We start from the raw sequence: 24858 nt of genomic DNA on the forward strand, positions 1-24858 counted from the left end.
TCAACGATGATGGCCGGACGCTTCGCCGTCCTGGCTCAGGAATTCGACAACGGCCTGCTGCTCACCCGCGAACAGGATCCGCTCGGCCTTGCTTTCACGCTGGTAGGCGTACATCGGGTCGTAGTACTCGGCCAGCAGGCCTTCGATCCAGCCGCGGTGCAGGCTCACGTCGCCGCTGCGGGCCTGTTCGACGAGCGCTTGCTCGAGCAGCACCGACAGGCGCTGGTGACGCTCGCCGCCGAGGCGCTTGCGGATATTGACCAGGCTCTGCCGCAAGCGCTCGGCGAAGGCCTCGAAACCGGCCTCGCCCTGCTCGGCGACGAACTCCGCGCAGAGGTCGATCACGTAGTCGCGCAGGATGCGCTCCACGCGGCCCTCGAAGCTGTCTTCCAGCCAAACCAGCGGGTAGCGCTGCATGCCCTGGTGCAACGGCAGCGGGACCGAGCAGCGTCCGATCAGCCGCGCCTCGTCCTCCATGACGTAACCCCGCATGCCGGCGGCCTGCAGCTTCAGCAGACGAATGGCGAGCGCGTTCTCGAAGTCGATCTGTTCCGGCTGCGGCGTGGCACGCTTGCCGAAGCTGGAGCCGCGGTGGTTGGCCAGCCCCTCGAGGTCGACGCTGTTGGGCAAGCGCGCCAGCACCTCGGTCTTGCCTGTGCCGGTGAGCCCGCCCACCAGCACGAAACGGCACTGCTGCGCCGCCTGCTCGAGGGTATCCAGCAGGAAGGTGCGCATCGCCTTGTAGCCGCCCACCACGCGCGGATACTCGATGCCGGCCTCCTCGCGCAGCCATTGCTGCACGATCTGCGAGCGCAGGCCGCCGCGGAAACAGTATAGGTAACCGTTCGGATGGGCCCTGGCGAACTCCGCCCAGGCGCGAATGCGCTCGGCCTTGACCGCACCCGACACCAGGCGGTGGCCGAGCTCGAGCGCCGCCTGCTGGCCGTGCTGCTTGTAGCAGGTGCCGACCTTCTGCCGCTCGATGTCGGTCATCAGCGGCAGGTTCACCGTGCCGGGAAAGGCGCCTTTGGTGAATTCCACCGGTGCCCGCGCGTCCATCAACGGCAGGCCCTCGAGGAAGATCCGCCGGTAGTCATCGGTGTCCACGCGCATCAATGCACCTCGACCGCGTGCTCGCCCGCCTCGGCCAGATGGCCGATGGCTTCGAGCACCAGGCCCTGTTCGGCGCACGCCGCCTGGAACTCGGCTTCGCCTTCCGGGGCTACGGCCACCAGCAGGCCACCGCTGGTCTGCGGGTCGCACAGCAACGCGCGCTGGCGCTCGTCCAGCGGGCCGATACGATGGCCGTAGCTCTCGAAGTTGCGCCCGGTCCCGCCGGGCACGCAGCCCTGCTCCAGGTAATGCTCGACGCCCGGCAGGCGCGGCACCCGGGCCACCTCCAGATGGGCCGTCAGCCCGCTGCCGTCGGCCATCTCGACCAGGTGGCCGAGCAGGCCGAAGCCGGTCACGTCGGTCATCGCGCGCACGCCATCGAGGCGGCCGAAGCGGCTGCCGGGGCGGTTCAGCGTACACATCCAGTCGCGCGCCAGGCCGACGTCCTCGGCGCGCAGCAGCGCCTTCTTCTCGGCCGTGGTGAGGATGCCGATGCCCAGCGGCTTGGTCAGGTAGAGCCGGCAACCGGCGGTCGCCGTGTCGTTGCGCTTCATGCGCGCCTTTTCCACCAGCCCGGTGACCGCGAGGCCGAAGATCGGCTCCGGGGCGTCGATCGAATGGCCGCCGGCCAGCGGGATGCCGGCCGCCTCGCAGGCCGCACGGCCGCCGGCCACGACCTCACGAGCAACTTCCGGCGGCAGCAGGTTCACCGGCCAGCCGAGGATGGCGATGGCCATCAGCGGGTCGCCGCCCATGGCGTAGATGTCGCTGATGGCATTGGTCGCGGCGATCCGGCCGAAATCGAACGGATCGTCGACGATCGGCATGAAGAAATCGGTGGTCGAGACCACGCCGCGCGTGTCGTCGATGCCGTACACCGCCGCATCGTCGCGCGAGGCGTTGCCTACCCAGAGCCGCGGGTCCAGGTTCTGGGCGCCGCTGCCCGCTAGGATCACGTCCAGCACCTTGGGAGAAATCTTGCAGCCACAGCCGGCGCCATGGCTGTACTGGGTCAGGCGGATCGCGTCGCTCACGGGACCTCCGGTTGCATGCAAAACTGGGCGGCGGATTGTAGCAAAGCGCGGCGACCGAGCGATCGCGATCCGGCATGGGGCACGCGCCCCTTGTCGTACGCAGCATGACGGGGGAAGCTTAGGACCGGTTCGGATCAAGGGAGGTGACCGTGGGCAAGAAGGTTGCACTGGTACTGGGATCGGGGGGCGCCCGCGGCTATGCGCACATCGGCGCGATCGAGGAGCTGGAGTCGCGCGGCTACCAGATCGGCTGCATCGCCGGCTGTTCCATGGGCGCGGTGATCGGCGGCATCCATGCGGCCGGCAAGCTCGCGCTGTACCGCGAGTGGATCGAGAGCCTCGACTACCTGGACCTGCTGCGCCTGCTGGACCTGAGCTTCAGTCTCGGCGCCATACGCGGCGACAAGGTGTTCGGACGCATCCGCGAGATCGTCGGCGACATCGCCATCGAGGACCTGCCGATCCCCTTTACCGCCGTGGCCACCGACCTCACCAACCAGCAGGAAGTGTGGTTCCAGGAAGGCAGCCTGCACCAGGCCATGCGCGCCTCGGCGGCGATCCCCAGCCTGTTCACGCCGGTCATACAGGGCAACCGGATGCTGGTCGACGGCGGCCTGCTCAACCCGCTGCCGATCGTCCCGGTGGTGTCGAGCCATTGCGACATGATCGTGGCGGTCAACCTCAACGCGACCAACCACAAGCGCTATCCGCTCCCGGTGATCGAGCGTCCGCCGGCCGCCAAGGGCCGCTTCGACCTGATGGTCGACACGCTCAGCGCTCGCCTGCCGTTCTGGAAGCGCGACACGGGCCTGGAGCTGCTGGCCGATGCCACGGTGGTCGACGAGGCGCCGCTGAGCGAGCAGCCGCCAGCGGCCCCCGAACCCACCCCCTCCTCACCGAAATCCGCGGAAGGCTCGCACGTGGTGGATGTCGCCGGCCCGGCATCGCTGCTGGAGCTGGTCAACCACAGCTTCGAGGTGATGCAGACCTCGCTGGCGCAGTACAAGATCGCCGGCTACCCACCGGACGTGCTGATCAACGTGCCCAGGCGCGCCTGCCGCTTCTTCGAGTTCTACAAGGCCGAGGAGCTGATCCTGCTCGGCCGCATCATCGCCCGCGACGCCCTCGACCACTACGAGGCGCAGCTGTAGCGCCGCTCAGCCAGCCTGCTTGTCGGTGGCGTCCGGCGAAGCGCCGTTGAGCGCCAGCGGGTTTTCCACGCTCGGCGCTTCCGGCACCTCCTCCACCACCCAGTCGCTGAGCAGGCTGTAGGCGACGGCGAGCAGCGTCGGCCCGAGGAACAGGCCCATGAAACCGAACGCCAGGATGCCGCCGAACACCCCGAGCAGCACCACCACCAGTGGCAGGTTGCCGCCGCGGCTGATCAGGTAGGGCTTGAGCACGTTGTCGACGCCGCTGATGATGAACATGCCCCAGATGCCGAGGAACACCGCGTAGCCGTATTCTCCCTGCCAGAACAGCCAGGCGGTGGCCGGCACCCAGACCAGCGGCGGGCCCATCGGGATTAGGCTCAGCACGAAGGTCAGCAGGCCCAGCACCAGCGCCCCCGGCACCCCGGCGATGAGAAAGCCGATCAGGGCCAGCAGGCCCTGGGCGGCGGCCGTGCCGATCACACCGTTGACCACGCGCTGGACGGTCGCGGCCACCAGCTCCAGGTAGTGGTCGGCACGCTCGTCGATCAGCCGGTGCAGCAGGCTGTGGACGAAGGCGGCCAGGCGTGGGCCGTCGCGGTAGAAGAAGAACACCAGCACCAGGCTCAGCGCCAGCTCCAGCATGCCGCCGCCGACCCGCGCGCTGCGCACCAGCAGCCAGTTTCCCACCTCGCCGATGTACGGACGGATGCTGGCGAACAGCGCGGTGCCCTGCTCGTCCACCGTCTCCCAGAAATCGACCAGGCGGCCGCCCACCAGCGGAATGTTGTCCAGCCAGGTCGGTGGCGGCGGCAGTCCCTCCACTTGCAGGTCGCGCAGCAAGGCATTGGCGGCGCGGATCTGGTCGGCGATGTTGAACCCCAGCCAGACCAGCGGCACCGCCACCAGCACCATCCAGCCGAGGGTTAGCAGTCCCGCCGCCAGGGTGACGTTGCCTTTCAGCACACGGGTCAGCAGACGCATGAGCGGCCAGCTGGCGAAGGCCAGCACCGCGGCCCAGAACAGGGCGGAAGCGAAAGGCGCGAGCACCCAGAGCGAGGCGCCGAGCAGCGCCAGAAGCAGTATCTGCACCAGCAGACGGTCGTTGTTCAGCATCTTGCAAGCGGTCCGTGAAGAGCACGAAGGCATGGCCCTTCGCTACAGCTGGCGAGCCTAGCAGGGCGCGGAAAGGCTTGGCGAGCGCCAAGCCTCGTCATCGTGATTCAGCGCAGGCGGCGAACCACCAGGCCCGGTTCGCTGGAGGGGTCGACTTCGATGCGCAGCGCCCGCACGCCTTCGGCGACCAGAGCGTCGCGCCAGGCCTCGGCCCCTTCCCCGGACAGAGTAACGCGCAGCGCGCTGTCCATCCGCAGGGTACGCGCCAGCAAGGCGCTCCAGTCGGCCAAAGGCTCGGCCGGCAGCCGTGGCAGCTGCAGCTCGCCGGCCTCGCGCAGTTGGCGCAGCAGCGTACCGGCGGTCGGCAGCAGCTCGCCCAGCGCTGCGCCCGGCTCGAGGCGCTCGACCTGCAGGTAGGGCCGGCCGTTGCCGCGGGTGATGGCGTACAGCGCCACCAGCCGCTCGGGGGGCTCGGCCAGGCGCGCCAGCAGATAGGCCTGGTTGCCCTCGGGGCCGTAGAGGGTCGACTTGCCGAAGATCGAATTGGCCCACAGGCTGCTCGAACCGCAGTCGCGCCCCTCGCACCAGTACAGCAGCTCCGCACCTTCGGCCAGCAGATGCTCGCGTGCCGCGGTGAAGGCGTCCAGGCCGCTGTGGTGGTCAGGCAGACGGTAGGTGATGGCGGTCAGCATGCCGTCCGCCGTCACCTGCTGGTCCATGCGCAGCTGGCCGCCGATGCGCCGCAGCGAATCCTGCGGGTACAGGCGCTCGGCCACATGCTCCTGGCGATAGTCAGTGATTTCCGCCTGGGGGAACCGTGGCAGTTCGTCCAGATCGGCGCTGCCCGGGAAGTCCGCCGCCCAGCTATGGGCGACCAGGCACAGGAGCGGCAGCAACCGCCAGGACAGGCGCACGGGCCGCCTCAACGGATCGGCGCCGGCTGCCCGGCCTGCTGCGCCGAACGATCCGGGCCGGCGGCCCGCATCTGCGCGGTCGTGGCCTTGCGGCCGTTCGGTGCGGCGACGGTATGGAAGTCGGTCATTGGCTACCCTTCTGCTGTCCGGAGCGACAGCGTCGTGGCTGGGCCGGTTGCGGTCAAGTCGCCAGTTCTTTCGCTTCGTTTCAGGAGGCGTGCCGCGCGGAATGCAGAAACCCGGCCAGGCGCTCGGCGACGGCCGCGGCGCCCGCCTCGTCGTCCAGATGCAGGTGGTGTCCGCCGGGCACGCGGTGAATCTCGAACGGCACGGCCTCGATCAGTTCGAGCGTCGCCGGCCGGTTCACCAACAGCCCCTGCTCAGCCAGCACCAGCGCGGCGGGGCACTGCACACGCGAAACGAACGCCTGGGCGTGAGCACGCGACAGGCGCAGGGCCGAGGGCAGCATCAGGCGCGCGTCGGTGCGCCAGGTGAAGCCGCCGGGCACCGGCATCAGTCCGCGCTGTGCCAGCCGCTCCGCCGCCTCGTGGCTGACCGCGCCGACGCCCCTCATGCGGGCCTGTACCGCCTGCTCGAAGGTCGCGTAGACCGGCTTGCGCTTGTCGTCCACCTTGAGTTGCGCCTGCAGCGCCTCGCCGAGCTTCTCCGGCGCGTCCTCAGCCTCGCCGGTGTAGGGAATGACGCCGTCGATCAGCGCCAGCCGCTCGATGCGCTCCGGCAGGGCGCCGGCCAGAATCACCGAGACGATCGCCCCCATCGAATGACCGAGCAGCGAAAAACGCTGCCAGCCGAACTGCTCGGCCGTCTGCAACACGTCGAAGGCGTAATCCCAAATGTTGTAGCCGGCCCCTGCCGGACGGTGGTCCGAGTGGCCGTGCCCCGGCAGGTCGAGGGCGACGATGCGCAGCCCCGGCAGCCGCGGCGCCAGGCGACTGAAGGTTGCGGCATTGTCCAGCCAGCCGTGCAGCGCAATTACCGGCTGGCCGTCTTCCGGGCCGTACAGGTGAGCGGCCAGTTCGATGTGTGGCAGTTCCAGGCGAACCTCTTCGACGGCCATGCTCATGCGTACTCCTCGTCCAGCGGCGCGTCCGTCCAGCGCAGGCACAGCTGGCGGATCATTTCTGCGGTCTGTTGCGGGCGCTCAAGCGGGAACATGTGCCCGCCCGACATCTCCAGCGCCTGGCCGGCCGGCATCAGGCGCACCAGCCAGCCATGGTGCGGCAGGATCACCCGGCTCCGGCGGCCGCGCACCAGGGCCAGCGGGACCTTCATCGCGATGGGCCAGCCGGGCGTGCGGTGGGGAAAGCTGCGGTAGATGCGCATCTCGATCTCCGGCTCAAAGCGCAAGCGCAGCTGTTCGCCATCGGGTGCCAGCCCATGTTCGAGGTAGGCCTCCAGGCAATCGGGATCGAAGCTGCGGAACAGCGTCTTGCCGGCGAAGTAATCGCGCGCGCGGGCCAGATCCGGAAAGCACTCGCGGCGGCCTTCGGTGCGCCCGGCCGGAGTCAGCCGGTCGATGAAGCCGAGGCGCTTGGCCAGCCACACCAGCGTCTGGTCAGCCCAGGTGACCACCGGCGAGTCGAGCATCACCACCCCGCGGTACAGCTCCGGGCGGCGCAGGGCGGCGTGGTAGTGCAGCACGCCGCCGAGCGAATGGCCGACGCCGATGACCGGCTCGGCGCGCCCTGCCAGGTGATGGATGAGTTCGTCGACCAGCCGCTGCCAGTTGTCCTCCACCGGAAAGCGAGGGTCGTGGCCGTGCCGGTCGAGGCACTCGATCCGGAAGTCGGGCGCCAGCGCCTCGAACAGCTTTCGATAGGTGCCCGACGGGAAACCGTTGGCGTGAGCGAAGAAAAGAGTCTGGGACATGGGTTGGGACAGCGCGCGCAGGGACGGCCATTGTCGGGCAGGCCGTCGTCGCGCGGCAATCGGCATGGCCCGCCGGATGACGGGCACACCGGCCAATTGCGGCGTCAGGCCTGCCAGTGCCCTCACGGGCGGCGTGGCGCGTTCTCGCCCAGCGGCACGATAGCCACCGTCAGTCGCGAGATGCAGCTCGGCTTGCCGTCCTCGCCGCACAGGCGGATGTCCCAGACGTGGGTGGAACGGCCAAGGTGCACCGGACGGCACACCGCGGTGACGCGCCCGCTGCGCAGGCCACGCAGGTGGTTGGCGTTGACCTCCAGGCCGACGCAGTAGTACCGCGCGGTATCGATGCACAGGTAGCTGGCGGTGGAGCCGACGGTCTCGGCGAGCACCACCGAGGCGCCGCCGTGCAACAGGCCGTAGGGCTGATGGGTCCGCGAATCGACCGGCATGCTCGCGGCGAGCGAATCGTCGTCGACCTGCTCGAAGCGAATGTCCAGCACTTCGCCGATGGTGTTCCTGAGGTTGTCGTTGAGCTGTGCCAGCTCGGGTTGACGTTGCCAGATGGCCAAGGGGTCTCTCCTTTCGTTGTTGTTGTTCGTGGCCGCGGGTGCCGCTACCGGCCCGGATGACGCAGCGCCACCAGGTGCATGAGCCCCGCGGCGCAGGCCTCGCCTTCCAGTTCGGCCAGACTGCCGGTGGCCATGGGCAGCGGGTTGTCCCGATGTCCGTGCACCAGCCAGCCGCCGAGCAGGCCGACGAAGGGCTGGTGGGTGACGATCAGCAGGTTCTGCTCCGGGCGCCGATCGAGGTAGAGCATGGCTTCGCGCAGGTCCGATTCGGGACGAACCCAGGGCACCGTCTCGAAGGCACCCTCATAGCCGATCGCCCGGCATGCTTCCTCGGCCGTCTGCTGGGCGCGGACATAAGGGCTGGCCAGCACCACGTCCAGTGCACAGCCCTGCAGGTGAACGGCCGACCGCCGCGCCTCGAGGCGGCCGATATCGGTCAGATTGCGCTCGGCGTCGCTGCGTGCGCGCGGCTCCGCCTGTCCATGACGCAGCAACCAGAGCTTCACGGGATGTTGCCCTCCTCCCTCCGCGGCGCGGGCTCGACCACCACGTCGAGCACCTCGAGGTCGGCCGGACGCGGGGTTGGCCAGTCGGACATCGGCCAGGGCTTGCGATCGGTGTTGTAGGTGGCATAGCGGCCGATCTGCGCCACGTACTGGCTCAGGCTGTCGCCGAAGCGCTGCAGGGCATCGCTCGGCTGGCCGTTGACCAGCCGCGATATCAGCTGCAGCACCACCACGGCCAGCAGGACGATCTCGGCCAGTTGCCAGACGAAGAAGAACACGAGCGTCCAGAGCACCCTGAACGCCAGGGCTTCGCGGTCGGTGTGGCGGGCATCTTTCATGGCTTTTCTCCAGCGAAGAATCAGGCGAATCCGTCTGCGGAAATGAAATCGACGTCGGTCTTCGGCTCGCCGCGCATCAGCATCTCGATGACCTGTTCGAGGGTACGCCCCTCGAACAGCACGGCATGCAGACCCGCGACCAGCGGCATGTAGACCTGCTCCTGCTCGGCCTTGCCCTTGAGCACCTTCAGCGTATTCACCCCTTCGGCGACTTCGCCAAGGCGCGACACCGCCTGCTCGAGCGTCAGCCCCTCGCCCAGCGCGTAACCGACCTGGAAGTTGCGGCTCTTGGGCGACGTGCAGGTGACGATGAGGTCTCCGACACCGGCCAGACCGAGAAAGGTCATCGGGTTGGCGCCGAGCTTGACGGCGAAGCGGGTCATTTCGGCCAGCGCGCGGGTGATCAGCATGCTCTTGGTGTTTTCCCCCATGCCGAGCGCCGCGCCCATGCCGGCCATGATCGCGTAGACGTTCTTCAGGGCGCCGCCGAGCTCGACGCCGAAGCGATCCTGGCTGGCGTAGACGCGGAAGGTCCGCCCGTGCAGCACCGCCTGCACATTGCGGCACAGCGCCTCGTCGGGGCTGGCGATGACGGTCGCGGTGAGCGCGTGTTCGGCCACCTCGCGCGCCAGGTTTGGCCCCGACAGCACGCCGATGCGGGCCTGGGGGGCGATCTCGGCGAGAATCTCGCTCATCAGCTTGAAGCCCTCGGCCTCGATCCCCTTGGTGGTGCTTACCAGCTGCTTGCCGGCGAGCAGGCCGGCGACCGGCTGCAGGGCGCTGCGCAGCGCGCTGGAGGGCAAGGCGACGAAGATCAGCTCGCAGGCCTCGACCGTGGCGGCCAGGTCGGTCACCGGCTCGACGCCGTCCAGCACGGTCACGCCCTTCAGATAGCGCGGGTTCTGCCGCTCCGTCCGAATGGCCTGCGCCTGCGCCGGATCACGCATCCAGAGCCGCGCGCCATGGCCGTTCTCGACCAGGAGATTGGCGATGGCGGTACCGAAACTGCCGCCGCCAAGCACTGCGATGGGTTGCTGTCGAGTCATGGAATATCCGTCTGGCCTACTGGCAATGAGCGGCATTATACGTTCCATGCCCGCCCCGGCCAGCGCTCGCGCGTCCCTCCTTGGGACCATACCGGGACCACGCGCACCCGCATTTCCGACCCTCAGAAACGCTGAAAGCCCCGGAATACGGGGCTTTCAGTCAGAGATATGGCGGAGGCGGTGAGATTCGAACTCACGGAAGAGTTTCCCCTTCGGCGGTTTTCAAGACCGCTGCCTTCAACCACTCGGCCACACCTCCGCACATGCGGCCGGCATACTACCGGATCGAAACACACTGTCAAACACTGCGACTGGCTACGCCAGGGGCCTCTGTTATGATCGCGGAAAGTCATCCTGGCTTCGTTTCGAGAAGGAGAGTTTGTCCATGCACGAACATGAATATGCACTGAGTCATGCTCAAACGGGGCAGAGGGAAGTCAGCCGGGTGCTGCGCAACACCTACGGGCTGCTCGGCATGACGCTGGCCTTCAGCGCCCTGGTCGCCTACCTAGCCATGCAGGCCAACGCGGCGTATCCGAACATCTTCGTGGTGTTGATCGGCTTCTACGGCCTGTTCTTCCTTACCGCCAAGCTGCGCAACTCGGTCTGGGGCCTGGTTTCCACCTTCGCCCTCACCGGCTTCATGGGCTACACGCTCGGGCCGATCCTCAACCTCTACCTGGGGATGGCGAACGGCGGCGAACTGGTGACCTCCGCGCTGGCCATGACTGCCCTGGTGTTCTTCGGGCTATCCGCCTACGTGCTGACCACCCGCAAGGACATGAGCTTCCTCGGCGGCTTCATCACCGCCGGATTCTTCGTGCTGCTGGGGGCGATGCTGATCAGCTTCTTCTTCCAGGTGCCGGGGCTGCAGCTGGCGATCAGTGCCGGCTTCGTGCTGTTCTCCTCGGTGTGCATCCTGTTCCAGACCAGCGCGATCATCCATGGCGGCGAGCGCAACTACATCATGGCGACCATCGCCCTGTATGTATCCATCTACAACCTGTTCCTGAGCCTGCTGCAACTGCTCGGCATCTTCGGCAGCGACGACTGATCCTCGCTGCGCGCCGCGAAGCCCGCCCACCGTCCAGGTCGGCGGGCTTTTTCATGCGACTGGCGTATCATGGCGACCATGAAATTCACCCTCGCCCTCTTCTCCGCCCCCACCTCGCCGGCTTCGCGCCGGGCGCTTCGCTTCGCCGAGGCGGCGCTGGCCGGCGGGCATGAAATCGTACGGATCTTCTTCTACCAGGAAGGCGTGCACGGCGCCTCAGCGAACCTGGTGACGCCGCAGGACGAGCCCGACCTGGCCCGGCAGTGGCAGGACTTCATCACCGCCCACGGGCTCGACGGCGTGGTCTGCATCGCCGCCGCGCTGCGCCGGGGCGTGCTCGACGGGCAGGAAGCGCGGCGTTATGCGCGCCCCGCGGCGAACGTCGCCAGCGGCTGGGCCTTGTCCGGGCTGGGGCAGTTGCACGAGGCCGTGCAGCAATCCGACCGGCTGGTCTGCTTCGGAGGCCCGTGATGGCGCGCTCGCTGCTGCTCATCGCCAGGCAGGCGCCCTGGAGCGGCCTGGCCGCGCGCGAGGCGCTGGATATCGTGCTGGCCGGCGGCGCCTTCGACCTGCCAATGGCCATGCTCTTTCTCGATGACGGGGTGTTCCAGCTGGCCGCCGCGCAGCAACCGGCGGCCGTGCAGCAGAAGGACCTGACGGCGAACCTGCAGGCGCTGCAGCTGTTCGGTGTCGAGGAGCTCTATGCCGCAGGGCGCAGCCTACGCGAGCGCGGCCTGGCCGAGGACGCCCTGGGGCTGCCGGTCCGGCTGCTGGACGACGCCGAGCTGACGGCCCTGCTCGACCGTTTCGACGAGGTGATCACGCTCTGATGGCCACACTCCACGTACTCAGCCATTCGCCCTTCGCCGACTCACGCCTGGACAGCTGCCTGGTGCTGATGAGCGTGCGCGACGGTCTGCTGCTCTCGGGCGACGCGGTCTATGCACTGCAGCCGGGCAGCGCCCCCCACGCCGCGCTTCGCACGCGTCCCGCCGGCGCCCGGCTCTACGCCCTAGAGGAAGACGTGCGCGCCCGCGCGCTGTCGGCAGGCGACGACGTCGAACTGATCGACTATCCTCGCTTCGTCGAACTGGCCGGCGAGTTCGACCGGGTGAACAGTTGGCTATGAGCGAACTGCATGTCGACGGCCGCACCGTGCCGGTGGATGAAGAAGGCTTCCTGGTGGAACTCTCCGACTGGTCCGAGGCCGTGGCCTGCGTACTGGCCGAGCGCGAAGGCCTGGTGCTGGAAGCCGAGCACTGGGAGGTCCTGCACCTGCTCCGGCGCTTCTACGCCGAGTTCCAGCTGTCTCCAGCGACGCGCCCGCTGATTCGCTACACGGCCCAGCAGCTCGGCCCGGACAAGGGCAACAGCCTGCATCTCAACCGCCTGTTCAAGGGCACGCCGGCCAAGCTCGCGGCGAAACTGGCCGGCCTGCCTAAACCGAGTAACTGCCTATGACGCTGAACCTGACGACACCCGAGGAACACCCGTTCGCGATGTTCGTGCGCACCCTCGGCAAGGGCAAACGCGGCGCCCGCGGGCTGACCCGCGAGGAAGCCCGGGCGGCCATGGGCATGCTGCTTGATGAAAAGGTCGAGGATGCCCAGCTCGGCGCCTTCCTGATGCTGCTGCGGCACAAGGAGGAAAGCGCCGAGGAACTCGCCGGCTTCACCGAAGCGGTGCGCGAGCGGCTGCAGGCGCCGGGCATCCCGGTCGACCTCGACTGGCCGAGCTATGCCGGCAAGAAGCGCCACCTGCCCTGGTACCTGCTCGCCGCCAGGTGCCTGGCCGCGCAGGGCGTGCGCATCCTGCTGCACGGCGGCGGCGCCCACACCGCCGGGCGGATCTACACCGAACAGCACCTGGATCTGCTCGGCATCCCGACCTGCCGCGACTGGCCCGCGGTGGCCCGTGCGCTGGACGAACACAACCTGGCCTTCATCCCGCTGCAGGCCTGGATGCCGCAGCTGCAGCGGATGATCGACATGCGCAACCTGCTCGGCCTGCGCTCGCCAATCCATTCGCTCGCCCGGGTGCTCAACCCGCTGTCGGCGCGTTGCGGGTTGCAGAGCATCTTCCATCCCGGCTACCAGGCGGTGCATCGCGAAGCCAGCCGGCTGCTCGGCGATACCGCGGTGGTGATCAAGGGCGAGGGCGGCGAGATCGAGATCAACCCCGATGCCGTCTCGCATCTCTACGGAACCCACGGCGGCGAGGACTGGGACGAGGACTGGCCGGCGCTGTCGTCGCATCGTCACGTCAAGCCGGAAACGCTCGACCCGCAGACGCTGCTCGGCATCTGGCAGGGCCGGCAGCACGACGAGTACGGCGAACTGGCCGTGCTCTCGACCATCGCGCTGGCCCTCCGGGGCCTCGGACGCGGCCGAGAAGAAGCGTTCGGCGAGGCGCAGCGCTATTGGCAGGAGCGGCCCGGCCGGACGGCATGATCGTCTTTCGGCCTTGCGGTGAACCGTCTCCGCCCTGGCGCCTCTGATCTGCAAAGACTGTAGGAGGCGATATGGGCTTGCTCATCGACGGCCAATGGCAGGACCGCTGGTACGAAAACAGCCAGGACGGCAACTTCCAGCGCGAGAACGCGAAACGACGCGACTGGGTGACCGCCGACGGCGGGCCCGGCCCGCAGGGGCAGGCGGGCTTCCCGGCCGAGCCGGGCCGCTACCACCTCTACGTCTCCCTCGCCTGCCCCTGGGCGCACCGCACCCTCATCTACCGGGAGCTGAAGGGCCTGCAGCCGCTAATCGACGTGTCGGTGGTCGGCTGGCTGATGGCCGAGAACGGCTGGACCTTCGACACCAGCAAGGGCTCGACCGGCGACGCGCTGGACGGCCTGGACTACCTCCACCAGCGCTACACCCGCGACGATCCGCACTACACCGGGCGGGTGACCGTGCCTGTGCTCTGGGACCGCGAGCGCAATCGCATCGTCAGCAACGAATCGGCCGAGATCATCCGCATGTTCAACGGCGCGTTCGACGGCCTCACCGGCTCGCGCCTGGACCTCTGCCCGCCGGACCTGCTGCCCGAGATCGACCGGCTCAACGAGCGCATCTACGCGGCGGTGAACAACGGCGTCTACCGCGCCGGCTTCGCCACCCGGCAGGAAGCCTATGAGGCGGCGTTCGACGCCCTGTTCACTGAACTGGACGTGCTCGAGGCACTGCTCGACGAGCGCCGCTACCTCGCCGGGGAATTCCTGACCGAGGCCGACTGGCGCCTGTTCACCTCGCTGATCCGCTTCGACGCCGTCTACTACAGCCACTTCAAGTGCAACCTGCGGCGCATCGAGGACTGCCACAACCTGTCCAACTGGCTGCGCGAGCTCTACCAGTGGCCCGGCGTGGCGGCGACGGTGAATTTCACCCACATCAAAGGGCACTACTACGCGAGCCACCGTCACATCAACGCCAACGGGCTGATCCCCAAGGGCCCGGATCTGCGGCTCGGACGCCCCCACGATCGCGAGCGCCTGCCCGGTCGCGGCATCCGCACCCGGCCCTGAGCTCAGGCGTCCCCCGCGCCCTCGAACCAGGCGAGCCTGTCGCGCAGCGACACCACGTCGCCGACGATCAGCAGGGTCGGCGCCTGCACGTCGTGCTCCGCGACCAGGGTGGGCAGGTCCGCCAGCGTCCCGGTGAACACCCGCTGGTTGCGCGTGGTGCCCTGCTGCACCAGCGCCGCCGGCGTGGTCGCCGCGCGGCCATGGGCGACCAGCTCGCGGCAGATCACCGGCAGGCCGACCAGGCCCATGTAGAACACCAGCGTCTGCCCCGGGGCCACCAGATCGACCCAGGGCAGGTCGCAGGAACCGTCCTTCAGGTGGCCGGTGACGAAGCGCACCGACTGGGCATGATCGCGATGCGTCAGCGGGATGCCGGCATAGGCTGCGCAGCCGCTGGCGGCGGTGATCCCGGGCACCACCTGGAACGGGATGCCGTGCGCGGCCAGTTCTTCGATCTCCTCGCCGCCGCGGCCGAAGATGAAGGGATCGCCACCCTTGAGGCGCAGCACCCGCTTGCCCTGTTTCGCCAGATCGACCAGTTGGCGGTTGATCTGGTCCTGCGGCAGCGCATGCTCGGCGCGCTTCTTGCCGACGTAGAGGCGGTCGGCGTCGCGCCGGCACAGCTCGAGAATCGGCGGCGCGACCAGCCGGTCGTACAGCACTACGTCGGCCTGCTGCATCAGCCGCAGCGCGCGGAAGGTAAGCAGGTCCGGATCGCCCGGGCCGGCGCCCACCAGGTAGACCTCGCCGAGCGGCTTGGGTCGTGCGCCGGCCAGCTTCTCCTCGAGCAGGCGCTCGGCCTCCTCCCGCTGCCCGGCGAACACCCGCTCGGCGATCGGCCCCTGGAACACCTCCTCCCAGAAAACCCGGCGCTGCTGCACGCTGGCGAAGGCGTCCTTGACCCGCTGGCGGAAGCTTCGAGCCAGCCCCGCCAGTTCGCCATAGGCAGCCGGCAGCCAGCTTTCCAGGCGGGCCCGCACCAGCCGCGCCAGGACCGGCGCATCGCCGCCGCTGGACACCGCCACCACCAGCGGCGAACGGTCGACGATGGCCGGGAAGATCACGCTGCACAGCGCCGGCGCATCCACCACGTTGACCGGAATGGTCCGCTGGCGGGCGTCGTGCGACACCGCCGCGTTGACGCTTTCCTCGTCGGTGGCGGCGATGGCCAGGACGGCCTCGTCGAGGTCGTCGGGCTCATAGGCGCCCTCCCGGCACTGCCCCTGCGCCTGCTCGACCAGGGCGCGCAGCTCGGGGTCGATGACCGGCGCGACCACCCGCGGGCGGGCGCCGGCCTGGCACAGCAGGCGGGCCTTGCGCAGGGCCACGTCGCCGCCGCCGACAATGAGGACCGAACGACCCCGCAGGTCGTGGAACAAGGGCAAGTAGTCCATAAGCGACCCCGCGAAATGATGCCCGCCTCGGTGGGCGGGCTCGGTCGGCGACGGCTGTCAGCCGATGGTTTCGATGCCGCCCATGTAGGGCTGCAGCACGCTCGGAACACGGATGCTGCCGTCGGCCTGCTGGTAGTTCTCCAGCACCGCGACCAGCGTCCGCCCGACCGCCAGGCCGGAGCCGTTGAGCGTGTGCACCAGCTCCGGCTTGCCGGTCTCCGGGTTGCGGTAGCGCGCCTGCATGCGGCGCGCCTGGAAATCGCCGCAGTTGGAGCAGGAAGAAATCTCGCGGTACTTGTCCTGGCTCGGCACCCAGACTTCCAGGTCGTAGGTCTTGGTGGCGCCGAAGCCCATGTCGCCGGTGCACAGCGCCAGCACCCGGTACGGCAGCTCCAGCAGCTGCAGCACGCGCTCGGCGTTGGCGGTCAGGCTTTCCAGGGCTTCGAAGGAGCTCGAGGGCTCGACGATCTGCACCATCTCCACCTTGTCGAACTGGTGCTGGCGGATCATGCCGCGGGTATCGCGCCCCGAGGCGCCCGCCTCGCTGCGGAAGCACGGCGTATGGGCGACGAACTTCAGCGGCAGTTGCCTGGCCTCGAGAATCTCGCCGGCGACGATGTTGGTCAGCGACACCTCGGCGGTCGGAATCAGGTAGAGGTCGGCCTCCTTCTCGCGGGCGATCTTGAACAGGTCCTCCTCGAACTTCGGCAGCTGGCCGGTGCCCTGCAGGGCCGGCGCCTGCACCAGGTACGGGGTGTAGGCCTCCTCGTAGCCGTGCTCGCGGGTGTGCAGGTCGAGCATGAACTGCGCCAGCGCGCGGTGCAGCCGGGCGATGGGTCCGCGCATCAATGCGAAGCGCGCGCCGGAGAGCTTGGCCGCCGTCTCGAAGTCCAACCAGCCGTTGCGCTCGCCGAGCGCCACGTGGTCGCGCACCTCGAAATCGAAGCGGCGCGGCTCGCCCCAGCGGCGGATCTCGACGTTGCCGTCCTCGTCGGCGCCGACCGGAACCGACTCGTGCGGCAGGTTCGGCAGGCTCAGCATCAGGGCATCGAGTTCGCCCTGGATCGCGTCGAGCTCGCGCTTGCCTTCCTCCAGTTCACCACCCATGCGATCGACGTCGGCCAGCAGCGGCGCGATGTCCTCGCCGCGCTGCTTGGCCTGCCCGATCGACTTCGAACGCGCGTTTCGCTCGGCCTGCAGCTGCTCGGTGCGGGTCTGCACCGACTTGCGCTGGCTCTCCAGCGCCTCGATGCGCGCCACATCCAGTTGATAGCCACGGGTGGCCAGGCGAGCGGCCACTTCCTGCAGCTGCGTGCGTACCAGTTTCGAATCGAGCATGTGTTCTCTCTAGGCCGAAGCGGAATGATCGGGGCCGGTGTGCGCCGGCCGCATGGTCGGTAGTCAAAGTCGTGCGAAGGATAAACCGGCCCAGGCGGCGAATAAACCGCCGGCCAGGCTGACGAACAGGTAGCCCAGCGCGGTGCCGACCTGCCCGTTCTCCAGCAGGCGCAGGACTTCCAGGCTGAACGAGGAAAAGGTGGTCAGGCCGCCGAGAAAACCCGCCATCAGCCCCAGCCGCAATTCGACCGGCAGCTCCGTGCGCGTCAGGAACAGGCCGGACAGATAGCCGATGAGCAGGCAGCCGACGATGTTGACGGCGAGCGTGGCGAGGAAGAACTGCCGGGGCCAGTGCGCCACCACCCAGGCCGAGGTCAGGTAGCGCAACACCGACCCGGTCGCCCCGCCGAGCGCCACCGCGGCGATCACCTTGATCATGTCCGCCTCCTCTGGCGCAGGCTCTGCCGGTCGAGCGCCTGCAGGTGGCGCAGCTTGTCGCCGATCTTCAGCTCCAGCCCACGCGGCACCGGCTGGTAGTACTGGCGGGGCTCCAGTTCCTCGGGAAAATAGTCCTCGCCGGCGGCATAGGCATCCGGCTCGTCGTGCGCGTAGCGGTACTCCTCGCCATAGCCGAGGTTCTTCATCAGCTTGGTCGGGGCGTTGCGCAGATGCAGCGGGACTTCCAGCGAGCCATGTTCCGCCGCGTCGCGCTTGGCGGCCTTGAACGCCGTGTAGACCGCGTTGCTCTTCGGCGCGCAGGCCAGGTAGACGATCGCCTGGGCGACGGCCAGCTCGCCTTCCGGGCTGCCGAGCCGTTCCTGCACGTCCCAGGCCGAGAGGCAGAGGTCCAGCGCCCGAGGGTCGGCATTGCCGATGTCCTCGCTGGCCATGCGCACGACCCGGCGGGCGATGTACAGCGGGTCGCAGCCGCCATCGAGCATGCGCGCATACCAGTAGAGCGCGCCGTCCGGGCTCGAGCCGCGGACCGACTTGTGCAGCGCCGAGATCTGGTCGTAGAAGGCCTCGCCGCCCTTGTCGAAGCGCCGGCGGCTGTCGCCCAGCAGGTTCTGCAGCGATTCGGCGGTGATGGTCCCGCCCGGCTCGGCCAGGTCGGAGGCGTTTTCCAGCAGGTTCAGCAGGCGGCGCCCGTCACCGTCGGCGGCGGCGAGCAGCGTCCGGTAGCCGTCCTCCGAGACGCTCAGGTGCAGACCGCCCAGGCCCCTGGGATCGGTGAGCGCGCGCTCGACCAGCCGGCGCAGCGCCGCCTCGTCCAGGGCCTTGAGCACGTAGACCCGGGCGCGCGACAGCAGCGCGTTGTTCAGCTCGAAGGACGGGTTCTCGGTGGTCGCGCCGACGAAGATCAGCGTGCCGTCCTCGACGAAGGGCAGGAAGGCATCCTGCTGCGACTTGTTGAAACGGTGCACCTCATCGACGAACAGCAGCGTGCGGCGCCCGTACTGGGCCGCCTGCTGGCGGGCGATCTCGACGGCCTGGCGGATCTCCTTGACCCCGGCGAGCACCGCCGAGACCGTTTCGAAGTGCGCATCCGAGACCTTCGCGAGCAGGCGCGCCAGGGTGGTCTTGCCGACCCCGGGCGGGCCCCAGAAGATCATCGAGTGCAGCGCGCCCTGCTCCAGCGCCTCGCGCAGCGGTTTGCCGCGGGCGAGCAGGTGCTCCTGGCCGACGTACTCGTCCAGGCTGGAAGGCCTGAGCCTGGCGGCCAGCGGCTGGGAGACGGGGTTCTGGTTGAACAGGTCCATGGATGCCTCGGAACGGTTTCGGGCGCGCGCCCGGTATGACGGGCACGCGTACCAAGGCCGACGGCGTTATTCGGCGATGACGTCCGCGCCTTCCGGAATCTCGAAGGTGAAGAGTCCCGCGGCCAGAGGCTCGTTCATCTTCACGCTGTTGAACAGGATGTTGGTGCGCTGGCCGACGCTGTCGATCAGTTGCATGTCGTTGATGACGCCGTTGCGAAACGACAGGCGCAGGCTGTCGAACAGGGTGTCGTTGCCCTTGGGCTGCAGGGTGAAATCGACGACCCCGCTGGACTCCTTGTGGCTGATCGCGAAGTTCTCGCTGATCTGCGACACGTCGCCCGACAGCAGCAGCGCCGGCGTATGGGTCAGGCGCTGGTCCAGGGTCTGGATGGTGACCTGTTCGAGGTCCGGATCGTAGAGCCAGACCTTCTTGCCGTCGGACACCAGCAGCTGCTCCATCGGCTCGTCGGTATGCCAGCGGAACTGGCCCGGACGCTTGAGTGCGATCTCGCCGGCCGTTTCCTGCAGCTGGGTCCCGCTGGCGTCCAGCGACAGCTGGGAAAAGCGGGCGGTCAGCGTGTCGGCCTGCTGCAGCAGCTGCGTCAGGCGCGCGGCGGACGCGTCCTGCGCCTGGACGGGAAGCCACGCCAGCGCCAGGAAGCAGGCGGACAGGAATCGGATCAATCGCATCGAAGGCCTCGCAGGTCAGTCGCGAATGGGCGCCGGCGCGATGACCTCGCGCGAGCCGTTGGTGTTCATGGGCGTCACCACGCCGGCCATTTCCATGGCCTCGATCATGCGTGCAGCCCGGTTGTAGCCGATCTTCAACTTGCGCTGGACCGCGGAGATCGAGGCGCGCCGGCTTTCGGTCACGAAGCGGACCGCCTCGTCGTAGAGCGCGTCTTCCTCGCTGCCCTCGCCGCCCCCTTCACCGCCACCGAGGTCATAGCTGCCGCCGCCTTCTTCGGCGCCGGCGAGGATGTCCTCGATGTAGTCGGGCGCGCCCCGGGCCTTCCAGGCCTCGACCACGCGATGCACCTCCTCGTCGGAGACGAAGGCGCCATGCACACGGATCGGCAGGCCGGTACCCGGCGGCAGGTAGAGCATGTCGCCGTGGCCGAGCAGTTGTTCGGCGCCGCCCTGGTCGAGAATGGTGCGCGAATCGATCTTGCTGGACACCTGGAACGCCATGCGGGTCGGGATGTTGGCCTTGATCAGGCCGGTGATGACGTCCACCGAAGGCCGCTGGGTCGCCAGGATGAGGTGGATGCCGGCCGCCCGCGCCTTCTGCGCGATGCGCGCGATCAGTTCTTCCACCTTCTTGCCGACGATCATCATCATGTCGGCGAATTCGTCGACGATCACCACGATGGTGGGCAGCGGCTTGAGCAGCGGCGCCTCGTCTTCCATGCTCTCACGGCGGTAGAGCGGGTCCGCCAGCGGCGTGCCGGCCTCTTCGGCGTCCTTCACCTTGCGGTTGAAGCCGGCCAGGTTGCGCACGCCCATCGCTGCCATCAGCTTGTAGCGCCGCTCCATCTCGGCGACGCTCCAGCGCAGCGCGTTCGCCGCCTCCTTCATGTCGGTGACCACCGGGCAGAGCAGGTGCGGGATACCTTCGTAGATCGACAGCTCGAGCATCTTCGGGTCGATCATGATCAGCCGCGCCTCGTCCGGCGTCGACTTGAACAGGATCGACAGGATCATCGCGTTCACACCCACCGACTTGCCGGAACCGGTGGTACCGGCCACCAGCAGGTGCGGCATCTTCGCCAGGTCGGCAATGATCGGCTTGCCGCCGATGTCGTGCCCCAGCGCCAGGGTGACCGGCGACTTGGCATTGTCGTACTCGGCCGAGGACAGCACCTCGGAGAAGCGGACCATCTGCCGGTCCTCGTTGGGGATCTCGATGCCGACGGTGGTCTTGCCCGGGATGACCTCCACCACCCGCACGCTGATCACGGCGAGCGAACGCGCCAGGTCCTTGGCCAGGTTGGAGATGCGGCTGACCTTGACGCCCGGCGCCGGCTGGATCTCGAAGCGGGTGATCACCGGGCCCGGGTGCACGGACTCGACCGTCACCTCGACGCCGAATTCCTTGAGCTTGATTTCCAGCAGACGCGACATCGCCTCGAGCGACTCCGGCGAAAACTGCTTCTGCTTCTTCTCCGCCATGTCGAGCAGCGAAATGGGGGGCAGGCCTTCGGCCAGGTTGTCGACGAACAGCGTGGCCTGCTTTTCCTTCAGCACCCGCTTGCTCGGCTCGGCGGCCTTGGGCGGCGGCGGCGGCGCGATGACCGGGGCCGGGCGTTTCTCGCGCTCGGTCATGTGCCTGGCCAGCGCGTCCTCGCGTTCGATCAGCCGCTCCTTGACCTTGGCCCGCTCGCGGCGGTCGGAGACCACCGGCGCGACCACGGTATCCACCCGCTCGTCCACCTCGCGCAACTGAGCCACCAGCTGCTTGCGCTCGCTGCGCGCCGCCCACCAGCGCCCGGAAGCGCTCTGTACCAGCTCCACAAGGTCGAGCGTGATCTTGCCGGTCAGGTCCATCACGCGGAACCAGGACAGGTCGGCGAACACGGTCAGGCCGAACAGGAAGAGCGCGAGGAACAGCAGCGTGCTGCCCTGCACGTTGAGCGACAGCACCGCCAGTTGCCCCAGGCTCTCGCCCAGCGCCCCACCGGCCGATGCGGGCATGTGGCCCCCGGCCTCGAAATGGATGTAGGCCAGCGCCGAGCCGGAAAGGATGAGGAACACCAGGCCGATCAGGCGCCAGGAGAACAGCCAGCCGTTCCACTCCCAGGGCTGGTGCCGGGCGCGGAACACCTGCCAGGTCCGGATGCCCAGCAGCAGCGGAAACACGTAGGCGAAGTAGCCGAGCGCCATGAACAGCACGTCGGCGAACCAGGCGCCGGCCCGCCCCGCGGCGTTGTGCACCTGCTCGACGTTGCTGGTGTGCGTCCAGCCGGGGTCGGTCGGATCGTAGGTCAGCAGCGCCATCCACAGGTAGGCACAGAGCGCGCCGAGGGCGATCAGGGCGCCCTCCTTCAGGCGGTAGGCCAGTTGCTGGCGCCAGGCGGAAGACGGTGCGGTAGAGGACGTATTCTTCAAAACGGGTGGTTCCTGCGCCACATGGGCGTCTTTCGAGCAGAGCTTCAAACCGGGCATTGTACGGGTTTGGCTCCGCGTTGCCATGCCGGTTCCGAGCCGCTTGGGCTTTTGCCGGAGCTTCGGTGTAGCATAACCGGCAATAATTCAGCGCGCCTCGACGGACGCACGCTTCTCCAGTGGCAACAACGGCTTATGAGGGCTTTTTATGAGCGAAGTCAAGCATTCACGTCTGATCATTCTCGGCTCGGGCCCGGCCGGATACACCGCTGCGGTCTATGCCGCGCGCGCCAATCTCAAACCCGTGGTGATCACCGGCATCCAGCCCGGCGGCCAGCTGACCACCACCACCGAAGTGGACAACTGGCCCGGCGACCCCGAAGGCCTGACCGGCCCGGTGCTGATGGAGCGCATGCAGCAGCACGCCGAGCGCTTCGACACCCGGATCATCCATGACCACATCCACACCGCCGAGCTGCAGCAGCGCCCGTTCACGCTGCGCGGCGACAGCGGCGTCTACACCTGCGACGCGCTGATCATCGCCACCGGAGCCAGCGCCCAGTACCTCGGCCTGCCGTCCGAAGATGCCTTCGCCGGCCGCGGCGTCTCGGCATGCGCCACCTGCGACGGCTTCTTCTACCGCAACCAGGTGGTCGCGGTCGTCGGCGGCGGCAACACCGCGGTGGAGGAAGCACTGTACCTGTCCAATATCGCCCGCGAAGTGCACCTGATCCATCGCCGCGACAAGCTCCGCGCCGAGAAGATCCTGCAGGACAAGCTGTTCGACAAGGCCGCCAACGGCAACGTCCGGCTGCACTGGAACAACACCCTGGAAGAAGTCCTCGGCGATGCCTCCGGCGTCACCGGCGTACGCCTGAAGAGCACCCTCACCGGCGAGGAACAGCAGCTGGCGCTGGCCGGCGTGTTCATCGCCATCGGCCACAAGCCCAACACCGACCTGTTCGTCGGCCAGCTCGACATGCGCGACGGCTACATCAGGGTACGTGGCGGCAGCGAGGGCGATGCCACCAGCACCAACATTCCCGGCGTTTTCGCCGCCGGCGACGTCGCCGACCACGTGTACCGCCAGGCGATCACCTCGGCGGGCGCCGGCTGCATGGCGGCCCTCGACGCAGAGAAATTCCTCGACAACTGACTCCCCTCCCCTGCCCCGCCACGGGTTCGCACATGCTCACCTGGCTGAATCGAGACGATCTGCGCTTTCCGCCGCTCGAGGCCGCGCTGCGCGAACCCAACGGCCTGCTGGCGGCCGGCGGCGACCTCAGCCCCGAGCGCCTGGTCGCGGCCTATCGGCACGGCTGCTTTCCCTGGTACCAGGACGGGCAGCCGCTGCTCTGGTGGTCGCCCGATCCGCGAACCGTGCTCTACCCGGCCGAGCTGCACGTCTCGCGCAGCCTGCGCAAGCGCATCCGCCAGAAAGTCTTCGAGGTGACGCTCGACCGCGCGTTCGAGCGCGTCATCGCCGCCTGCTCGGCACCGCGGCGCTACGCCGACGGCACCTGGATCACCGACGCCATGCAGCAGGCCTACATCGAGCTGCATCGCCGCGGCGTGGCGCATTCCGTGGAGGTCTGGCACGACGAGCAACTGGTCGGCGGGCTCTACGGGCTGGCCATGGGCCGACTATTCTTCGGGGAGTCCATGTTCAGTACGGAAGCCGACGCTTCCAAAGTAGGATTCGTAACCTTGGTGGAACGTCTGCGCGACTGGGGATTCGAATTAATTGACTGCCAGATGCCGACACGGCACCTGGCCAGCTTCGGCGCGCGGCCGATCGCCCGAAAAGTGTTCGCAGAGGCACTGGCACGCTACCTGGACGAACCCAGCACTGCCGACTGGAGCCGCTAGTCGAGGCTAATGAGCTGGCCTACACTGAGTTCGTGATTCCCGAGAGTTGACCATGACTTCACTGGCTCGCCTCAAGTTCTATGCCACGCAACCCCACGCTTGCAGTTACCTGCCGGACGAGCAAGCGACGACGCTGTTCCTGGACCCCAGCCAGCCGATGGACGTCCAGGTGTATGCGGAGCTTTCGGAGATCGGCTTTCGGCGCAGCGGCGACCACCTCTACCGCCCCCACTGCCAGCGCTGCACCGCCTGCATACCCGCGCGGATTCCGGCCACCGGCCTGCAGCTGAGCCGCCAGCAGAAACGCATCCTCAAGCGCAATGCGGATCTGAAGGTTCGCGAAGTCCGGCCGATGTTCACCGACGAGTACTATTCGCTGTACGTCAACTACATCGAAAAGCGCCACGCCGACGGCGACATGTACCCGCCGAGCCGTGATCAATTCAATACCTTTCTCGTACGAGATCTGCCCTTCTCCCGCTTCTACGAGTTCCGCCTCGAAGGACGCCTGCTGGCCGTCGCGGTCACCGACGTGCTGCCCAACGGCCTTTCCGCCGTCTACACCTTCTTCGATCCCGACGAGGAGCGACGCAGCCTCGGCCGCTACGCGATCCTGTGGCAGGTCGGCGAAGCCGCCCGGCGCGGCCTGAAGGCCGTCTACCTCGGCTACTGGATCAAGAACTGCCGCAAGATGAACTACAAGACCGAGTACCGCCCCATCGAACTGCTGGTCAACCAGCGCTGGGTCACGCTGAGCTAACCCTTGGCGCAGCAGCGGCTTTTCGGGCACAATACCTGCCGCTTTTGCCAGCGCAAAGGGCTGGCTGTTCCTAGATACTGAGGGTTCTACTGCATGTCGAAAGAAGACAGCTTCGAAATGGAAGGTACTGTCGTCGACACCCTGCCCAACACCATGTTCCGAGTGGAGTTGGAAAACGGGCACGTCGTTACTGCGCATATCTCCGGAAAGATGCGCAAGAATTACATCCGGATTCTCACTGGTGACAAGGTCCGCGTCGAGCTGACCCCGTACGACCTGAGCAAGGGTCGGATCACCTACCGCGCCCGCTGATACGCGGCTCGCGTGCATGAAAAAGCCCGGCTTGCCGGGCTTTTTGCTGTCTGAGTGAAACAGAGG

The 24858-nt window shown here is 67.8% G+C and carries 28 protein-coding genes and 1 tRNA gene; 12 read left to right on the forward strand and 17 right to left on the reverse strand.

Annotated features, from left to right (window positions below):
* Together mnmH and selD are read right to left on the reverse strand one after the other, a co-directional pair.
* Positions 1-1113, reverse strand: a complete 1113-nt coding sequence (gene mnmH, locus H610_RS0106005) for a tRNA 2-selenouridine(34) synthase MnmH (protein ID WP_028238844.1) — start codon at positions 1111-1113, stop codon at positions 1-3.
* A complete protein-coding gene (selD, locus tag H610_RS0106010) occupies positions 1113-2147 on the reverse strand; it encodes a selenide, water dikinase SelD (protein WP_028238845.1) in 1035 nt (344 codons plus the stop codon). The genes mnmH and selD overlap by 1 nt, the downstream gene beginning before the upstream one ends.
* Before the next feature lie 149 nt (positions 2148-2296).
* Here selD and H610_RS0106015 point away from each other — a divergent pair, with 149 nt between their 5' ends.
* Positions 2297-3298 carry a patatin-like phospholipase family protein gene (locus tag H610_RS0106015; RefSeq protein WP_028238846.1) on the forward strand — a complete coding sequence of 334 codons (1002 nt, stop codon included), beginning with the start codon at positions 2297-2299 and terminating at the stop codon, positions 3296-3298.
* A gap of 6 nt (positions 3299-3304) precedes the next feature.
* On the opposite strand, the gene H610_RS0106020 is transcribed toward H610_RS0106015, so the two are convergent.
* From H610_RS0106020 to H610_RS0106065, 9 genes are all read right to left on the reverse strand, one after another.
* Positions 3305-4414: an AI-2E family transporter gene (locus H610_RS0106020; protein WP_028238847.1), complete on the reverse strand. Its 1110-nt coding sequence runs from the start codon at positions 4412-4414 to the stop codon at positions 3305-3307.
* 107 nt (positions 4415-4521) lie between these two features.
* Positions 4522-5328 (reverse strand): DUF4892 domain-containing protein, encoded by an 807-nt coding sequence (locus H610_RS0106025; protein ID WP_028238848.1) that lies wholly within the window; start codon positions 5326-5328, stop codon positions 4522-4524.
* A gap of 208 nt (positions 5329-5536) precedes the next feature.
* Positions 5537-6412 carry an alpha/beta fold hydrolase gene (locus H610_RS23320; RefSeq protein ID WP_051231528.1) on the reverse strand — a complete coding sequence of 292 codons (876 nt, stop codon included), beginning with the start codon at positions 6410-6412 and terminating at the stop codon, positions 5537-5539.
* Positions 6409-7218: an alpha/beta fold hydrolase gene (locus H610_RS0106040; RefSeq protein ID WP_028238849.1), complete on the reverse strand. Its 810-nt coding sequence runs from the start codon at positions 7216-7218 to the stop codon at positions 6409-6411. Before H610_RS0106040 ends, H610_RS23320 begins: the two co-directional genes overlap by 4 nt.
* Positions 7219-7340: 122 nt before the next feature.
* Entirely contained in the window at positions 7341-7787 is a 447-nt protein-coding gene (locus H610_RS0106045; RefSeq protein ID WP_028238850.1) for a hotdog fold thioesterase, read from the reverse strand.
* Between the two features lie 44 nt (positions 7788-7831).
* Positions 7832-8293 carry a phosphohistidine phosphatase SixA gene (gene sixA / locus H610_RS0106050; RefSeq protein WP_028238851.1) on the reverse strand — a complete coding sequence of 154 codons (462 nt, stop codon included), beginning with the start codon at positions 8291-8293 and terminating at the stop codon, positions 7832-7834.
* Positions 8290-8631, reverse strand: a complete 342-nt coding sequence (locus H610_RS0106055; protein WP_028238852.1) for a DUF4389 domain-containing protein — start codon at positions 8629-8631, stop codon at positions 8290-8292. Before H610_RS0106055 ends, sixA begins: the two co-directional genes overlap by 4 nt.
* Before the next feature lie 20 nt (positions 8632-8651).
* The gene (locus H610_RS0106060) at positions 8652-9677 is read right to left on the reverse strand and encodes an NAD(P)H-dependent glycerol-3-phosphate dehydrogenase (RefSeq protein WP_028238853.1); all 1026 of its coding nucleotides are present in this window, start codon (positions 9675-9677) and stop codon (positions 8652-8654) included.
* Between the two features lie 169 nt (positions 9678-9846).
* Positions 9847-9936: transfer RNA gene (locus tag H610_RS0106065), tRNA-Ser, on the reverse strand.
* A 126-nt stretch (positions 9937-10062) separates the two neighbouring features.
* Here H610_RS0106065 and H610_RS0106070 point away from each other — a divergent pair.
* The 7 genes from H610_RS0106070 (at position 10063) to H610_RS0106100 (ending at position 14254) form a co-directional block, all read left to right on the forward strand.
* The gene (locus H610_RS0106070; RefSeq protein WP_028238854.1) at positions 10063-10731 is read left to right on the forward strand and encodes a Bax inhibitor-1/YccA family protein; all 669 of its coding nucleotides are present in this window, start codon (positions 10063-10065) and stop codon (positions 10729-10731) included.
* 78 nt (positions 10732-10809) lie between these two features.
* Positions 10810-11202, forward strand: a complete 393-nt coding sequence (gene tusD, locus H610_RS0106075) for a sulfurtransferase complex subunit TusD (protein ID WP_028238855.1) — start codon at positions 10810-10812, stop codon at positions 11200-11202.
* A complete protein-coding gene (gene tusC, locus H610_RS0106080; protein WP_028238856.1) occupies positions 11202-11561 on the forward strand; it encodes a sulfurtransferase complex subunit TusC in 360 nt (119 codons plus the stop codon). Before tusD ends, tusC begins: the two co-directional genes overlap by 1 nt.
* The gene (gene tusB, locus H610_RS0106085; RefSeq protein WP_028238857.1) at positions 11561-11860 is read left to right on the forward strand and encodes a sulfurtransferase complex subunit TusB; all 300 of its coding nucleotides are present in this window, start codon (positions 11561-11563) and stop codon (positions 11858-11860) included. The genes tusC and tusB overlap by 1 nt, the downstream gene beginning before the upstream one ends.
* A complete protein-coding gene (locus H610_RS0106090) occupies positions 11857-12192 on the forward strand; it encodes a TusE/DsrC/DsvC family sulfur relay protein (protein WP_028238858.1) in 336 nt (111 codons plus the stop codon). Before tusB ends, H610_RS0106090 begins: the two co-directional genes overlap by 4 nt.
* Positions 12189-13181: a glycosyl transferase family protein gene (locus tag H610_RS0106095; protein ID WP_152529050.1), complete on the forward strand. Its 993-nt coding sequence runs from the start codon at positions 12189-12191 to the stop codon at positions 13179-13181. Before H610_RS0106090 ends, H610_RS0106095 begins: the two co-directional genes overlap by 4 nt.
* 71 nt (positions 13182-13252) lie before the next feature.
* Positions 13253-14254, forward strand: coding sequence for a glutathione S-transferase family protein (locus tag H610_RS0106100; RefSeq protein WP_028238860.1), 1002 nt, complete (start codon positions 13253-13255; stop codon positions 14252-14254).
* Positions 14255-14256: 2 nt separating this feature from the next.
* On the opposite strand, the gene cysG is transcribed toward H610_RS0106100, so the two are convergent.
* The 6 genes from cysG to ftsK all read right to left on the reverse strand — a co-directional run bounded on the left by cysG (position 14257) and on the right by ftsK (position 21854).
* The gene (cysG, locus tag H610_RS0106105) at positions 14257-15648 is read right to left on the reverse strand and encodes a siroheme synthase CysG (protein WP_028238861.1); all 1392 of its coding nucleotides are present in this window, start codon (positions 15646-15648) and stop codon (positions 14257-14259) included.
* 57 nt (positions 15649-15705) lie between these two features.
* Positions 15706-16986: a serine--tRNA ligase gene (gene serS, locus H610_RS0106110; protein WP_028238862.1), complete on the reverse strand. Its 1281-nt coding sequence runs from the start codon at positions 16984-16986 to the stop codon at positions 15706-15708.
* 63 nt (positions 16987-17049) lie between these two features.
* Complete coding sequence (gene crcB / locus H610_RS0106115) at positions 17050-17424, reverse strand: fluoride efflux transporter CrcB (protein WP_028238863.1); 375 nt, start codon at positions 17422-17424, stop codon at positions 17050-17052.
* Positions 17421-18746: a replication-associated recombination protein A gene (locus H610_RS0106120; protein ID WP_028238864.1), complete on the reverse strand. Its 1326-nt coding sequence runs from the start codon at positions 18744-18746 to the stop codon at positions 17421-17423. The genes crcB and H610_RS0106120 overlap by 4 nt, the downstream gene beginning before the upstream one ends.
* A gap of 66 nt (positions 18747-18812) precedes the next feature.
* A complete protein-coding gene (gene lolA / locus H610_RS0106125; protein ID WP_028238865.1) occupies positions 18813-19436 on the reverse strand; it encodes an outer membrane lipoprotein chaperone LolA in 624 nt (207 codons plus the stop codon).
* 15 nt (positions 19437-19451) lie between these two features.
* Positions 19452-21854: a DNA translocase FtsK gene (gene ftsK / locus H610_RS0106130; protein ID WP_028238866.1), complete on the reverse strand. Its 2403-nt coding sequence runs from the start codon at positions 21852-21854 to the stop codon at positions 19452-19454.
* 205 nt (positions 21855-22059) lie between these two features.
* On the opposite strand from ftsK, the gene trxB reads away from it, so the two are divergent.
* From trxB to infA, 4 genes are all read left to right on the forward strand, one after another.
* On the forward strand, positions 22060-23007 hold the full coding sequence (trxB, locus tag H610_RS0106135) for a thioredoxin-disulfide reductase (RefSeq protein ID WP_028238867.1): 948 nt from the start codon (positions 22060-22062) through the stop codon (positions 23005-23007).
* A gap of 32 nt (positions 23008-23039) precedes the next feature.
* The gene (gene aat / locus H610_RS0106140) at positions 23040-23720 is read left to right on the forward strand and encodes a leucyl/phenylalanyl-tRNA--protein transferase (RefSeq protein ID WP_028238868.1); all 681 of its coding nucleotides are present in this window, start codon (positions 23040-23042) and stop codon (positions 23718-23720) included.
* A gap of 52 nt (positions 23721-23772) precedes the next feature.
* Positions 23773-24480 carry an arginyltransferase gene (locus H610_RS0106145; RefSeq protein WP_028238869.1) on the forward strand — a complete coding sequence of 236 codons (708 nt, stop codon included), beginning with the start codon at positions 23773-23775 and terminating at the stop codon, positions 24478-24480.
* A gap of 93 nt (positions 24481-24573) precedes the next feature.
* Complete coding sequence (gene infA / locus H610_RS0106150) at positions 24574-24792, forward strand: translation initiation factor IF-1 (protein ID WP_002553999.1); 219 nt, start codon at positions 24574-24576, stop codon at positions 24790-24792.
* Positions 24793-24858: the final 66 nt, after the last annotated feature.

The sequence above is a fragment of the Stutzerimonas azotifigens DSM 17556 genome (assembly GCF_000425625.1).
Lineage (GTDB): Bacteria > Pseudomonadota > Gammaproteobacteria > Pseudomonadales > Pseudomonadaceae > Stutzerimonas > Stutzerimonas azotifigens.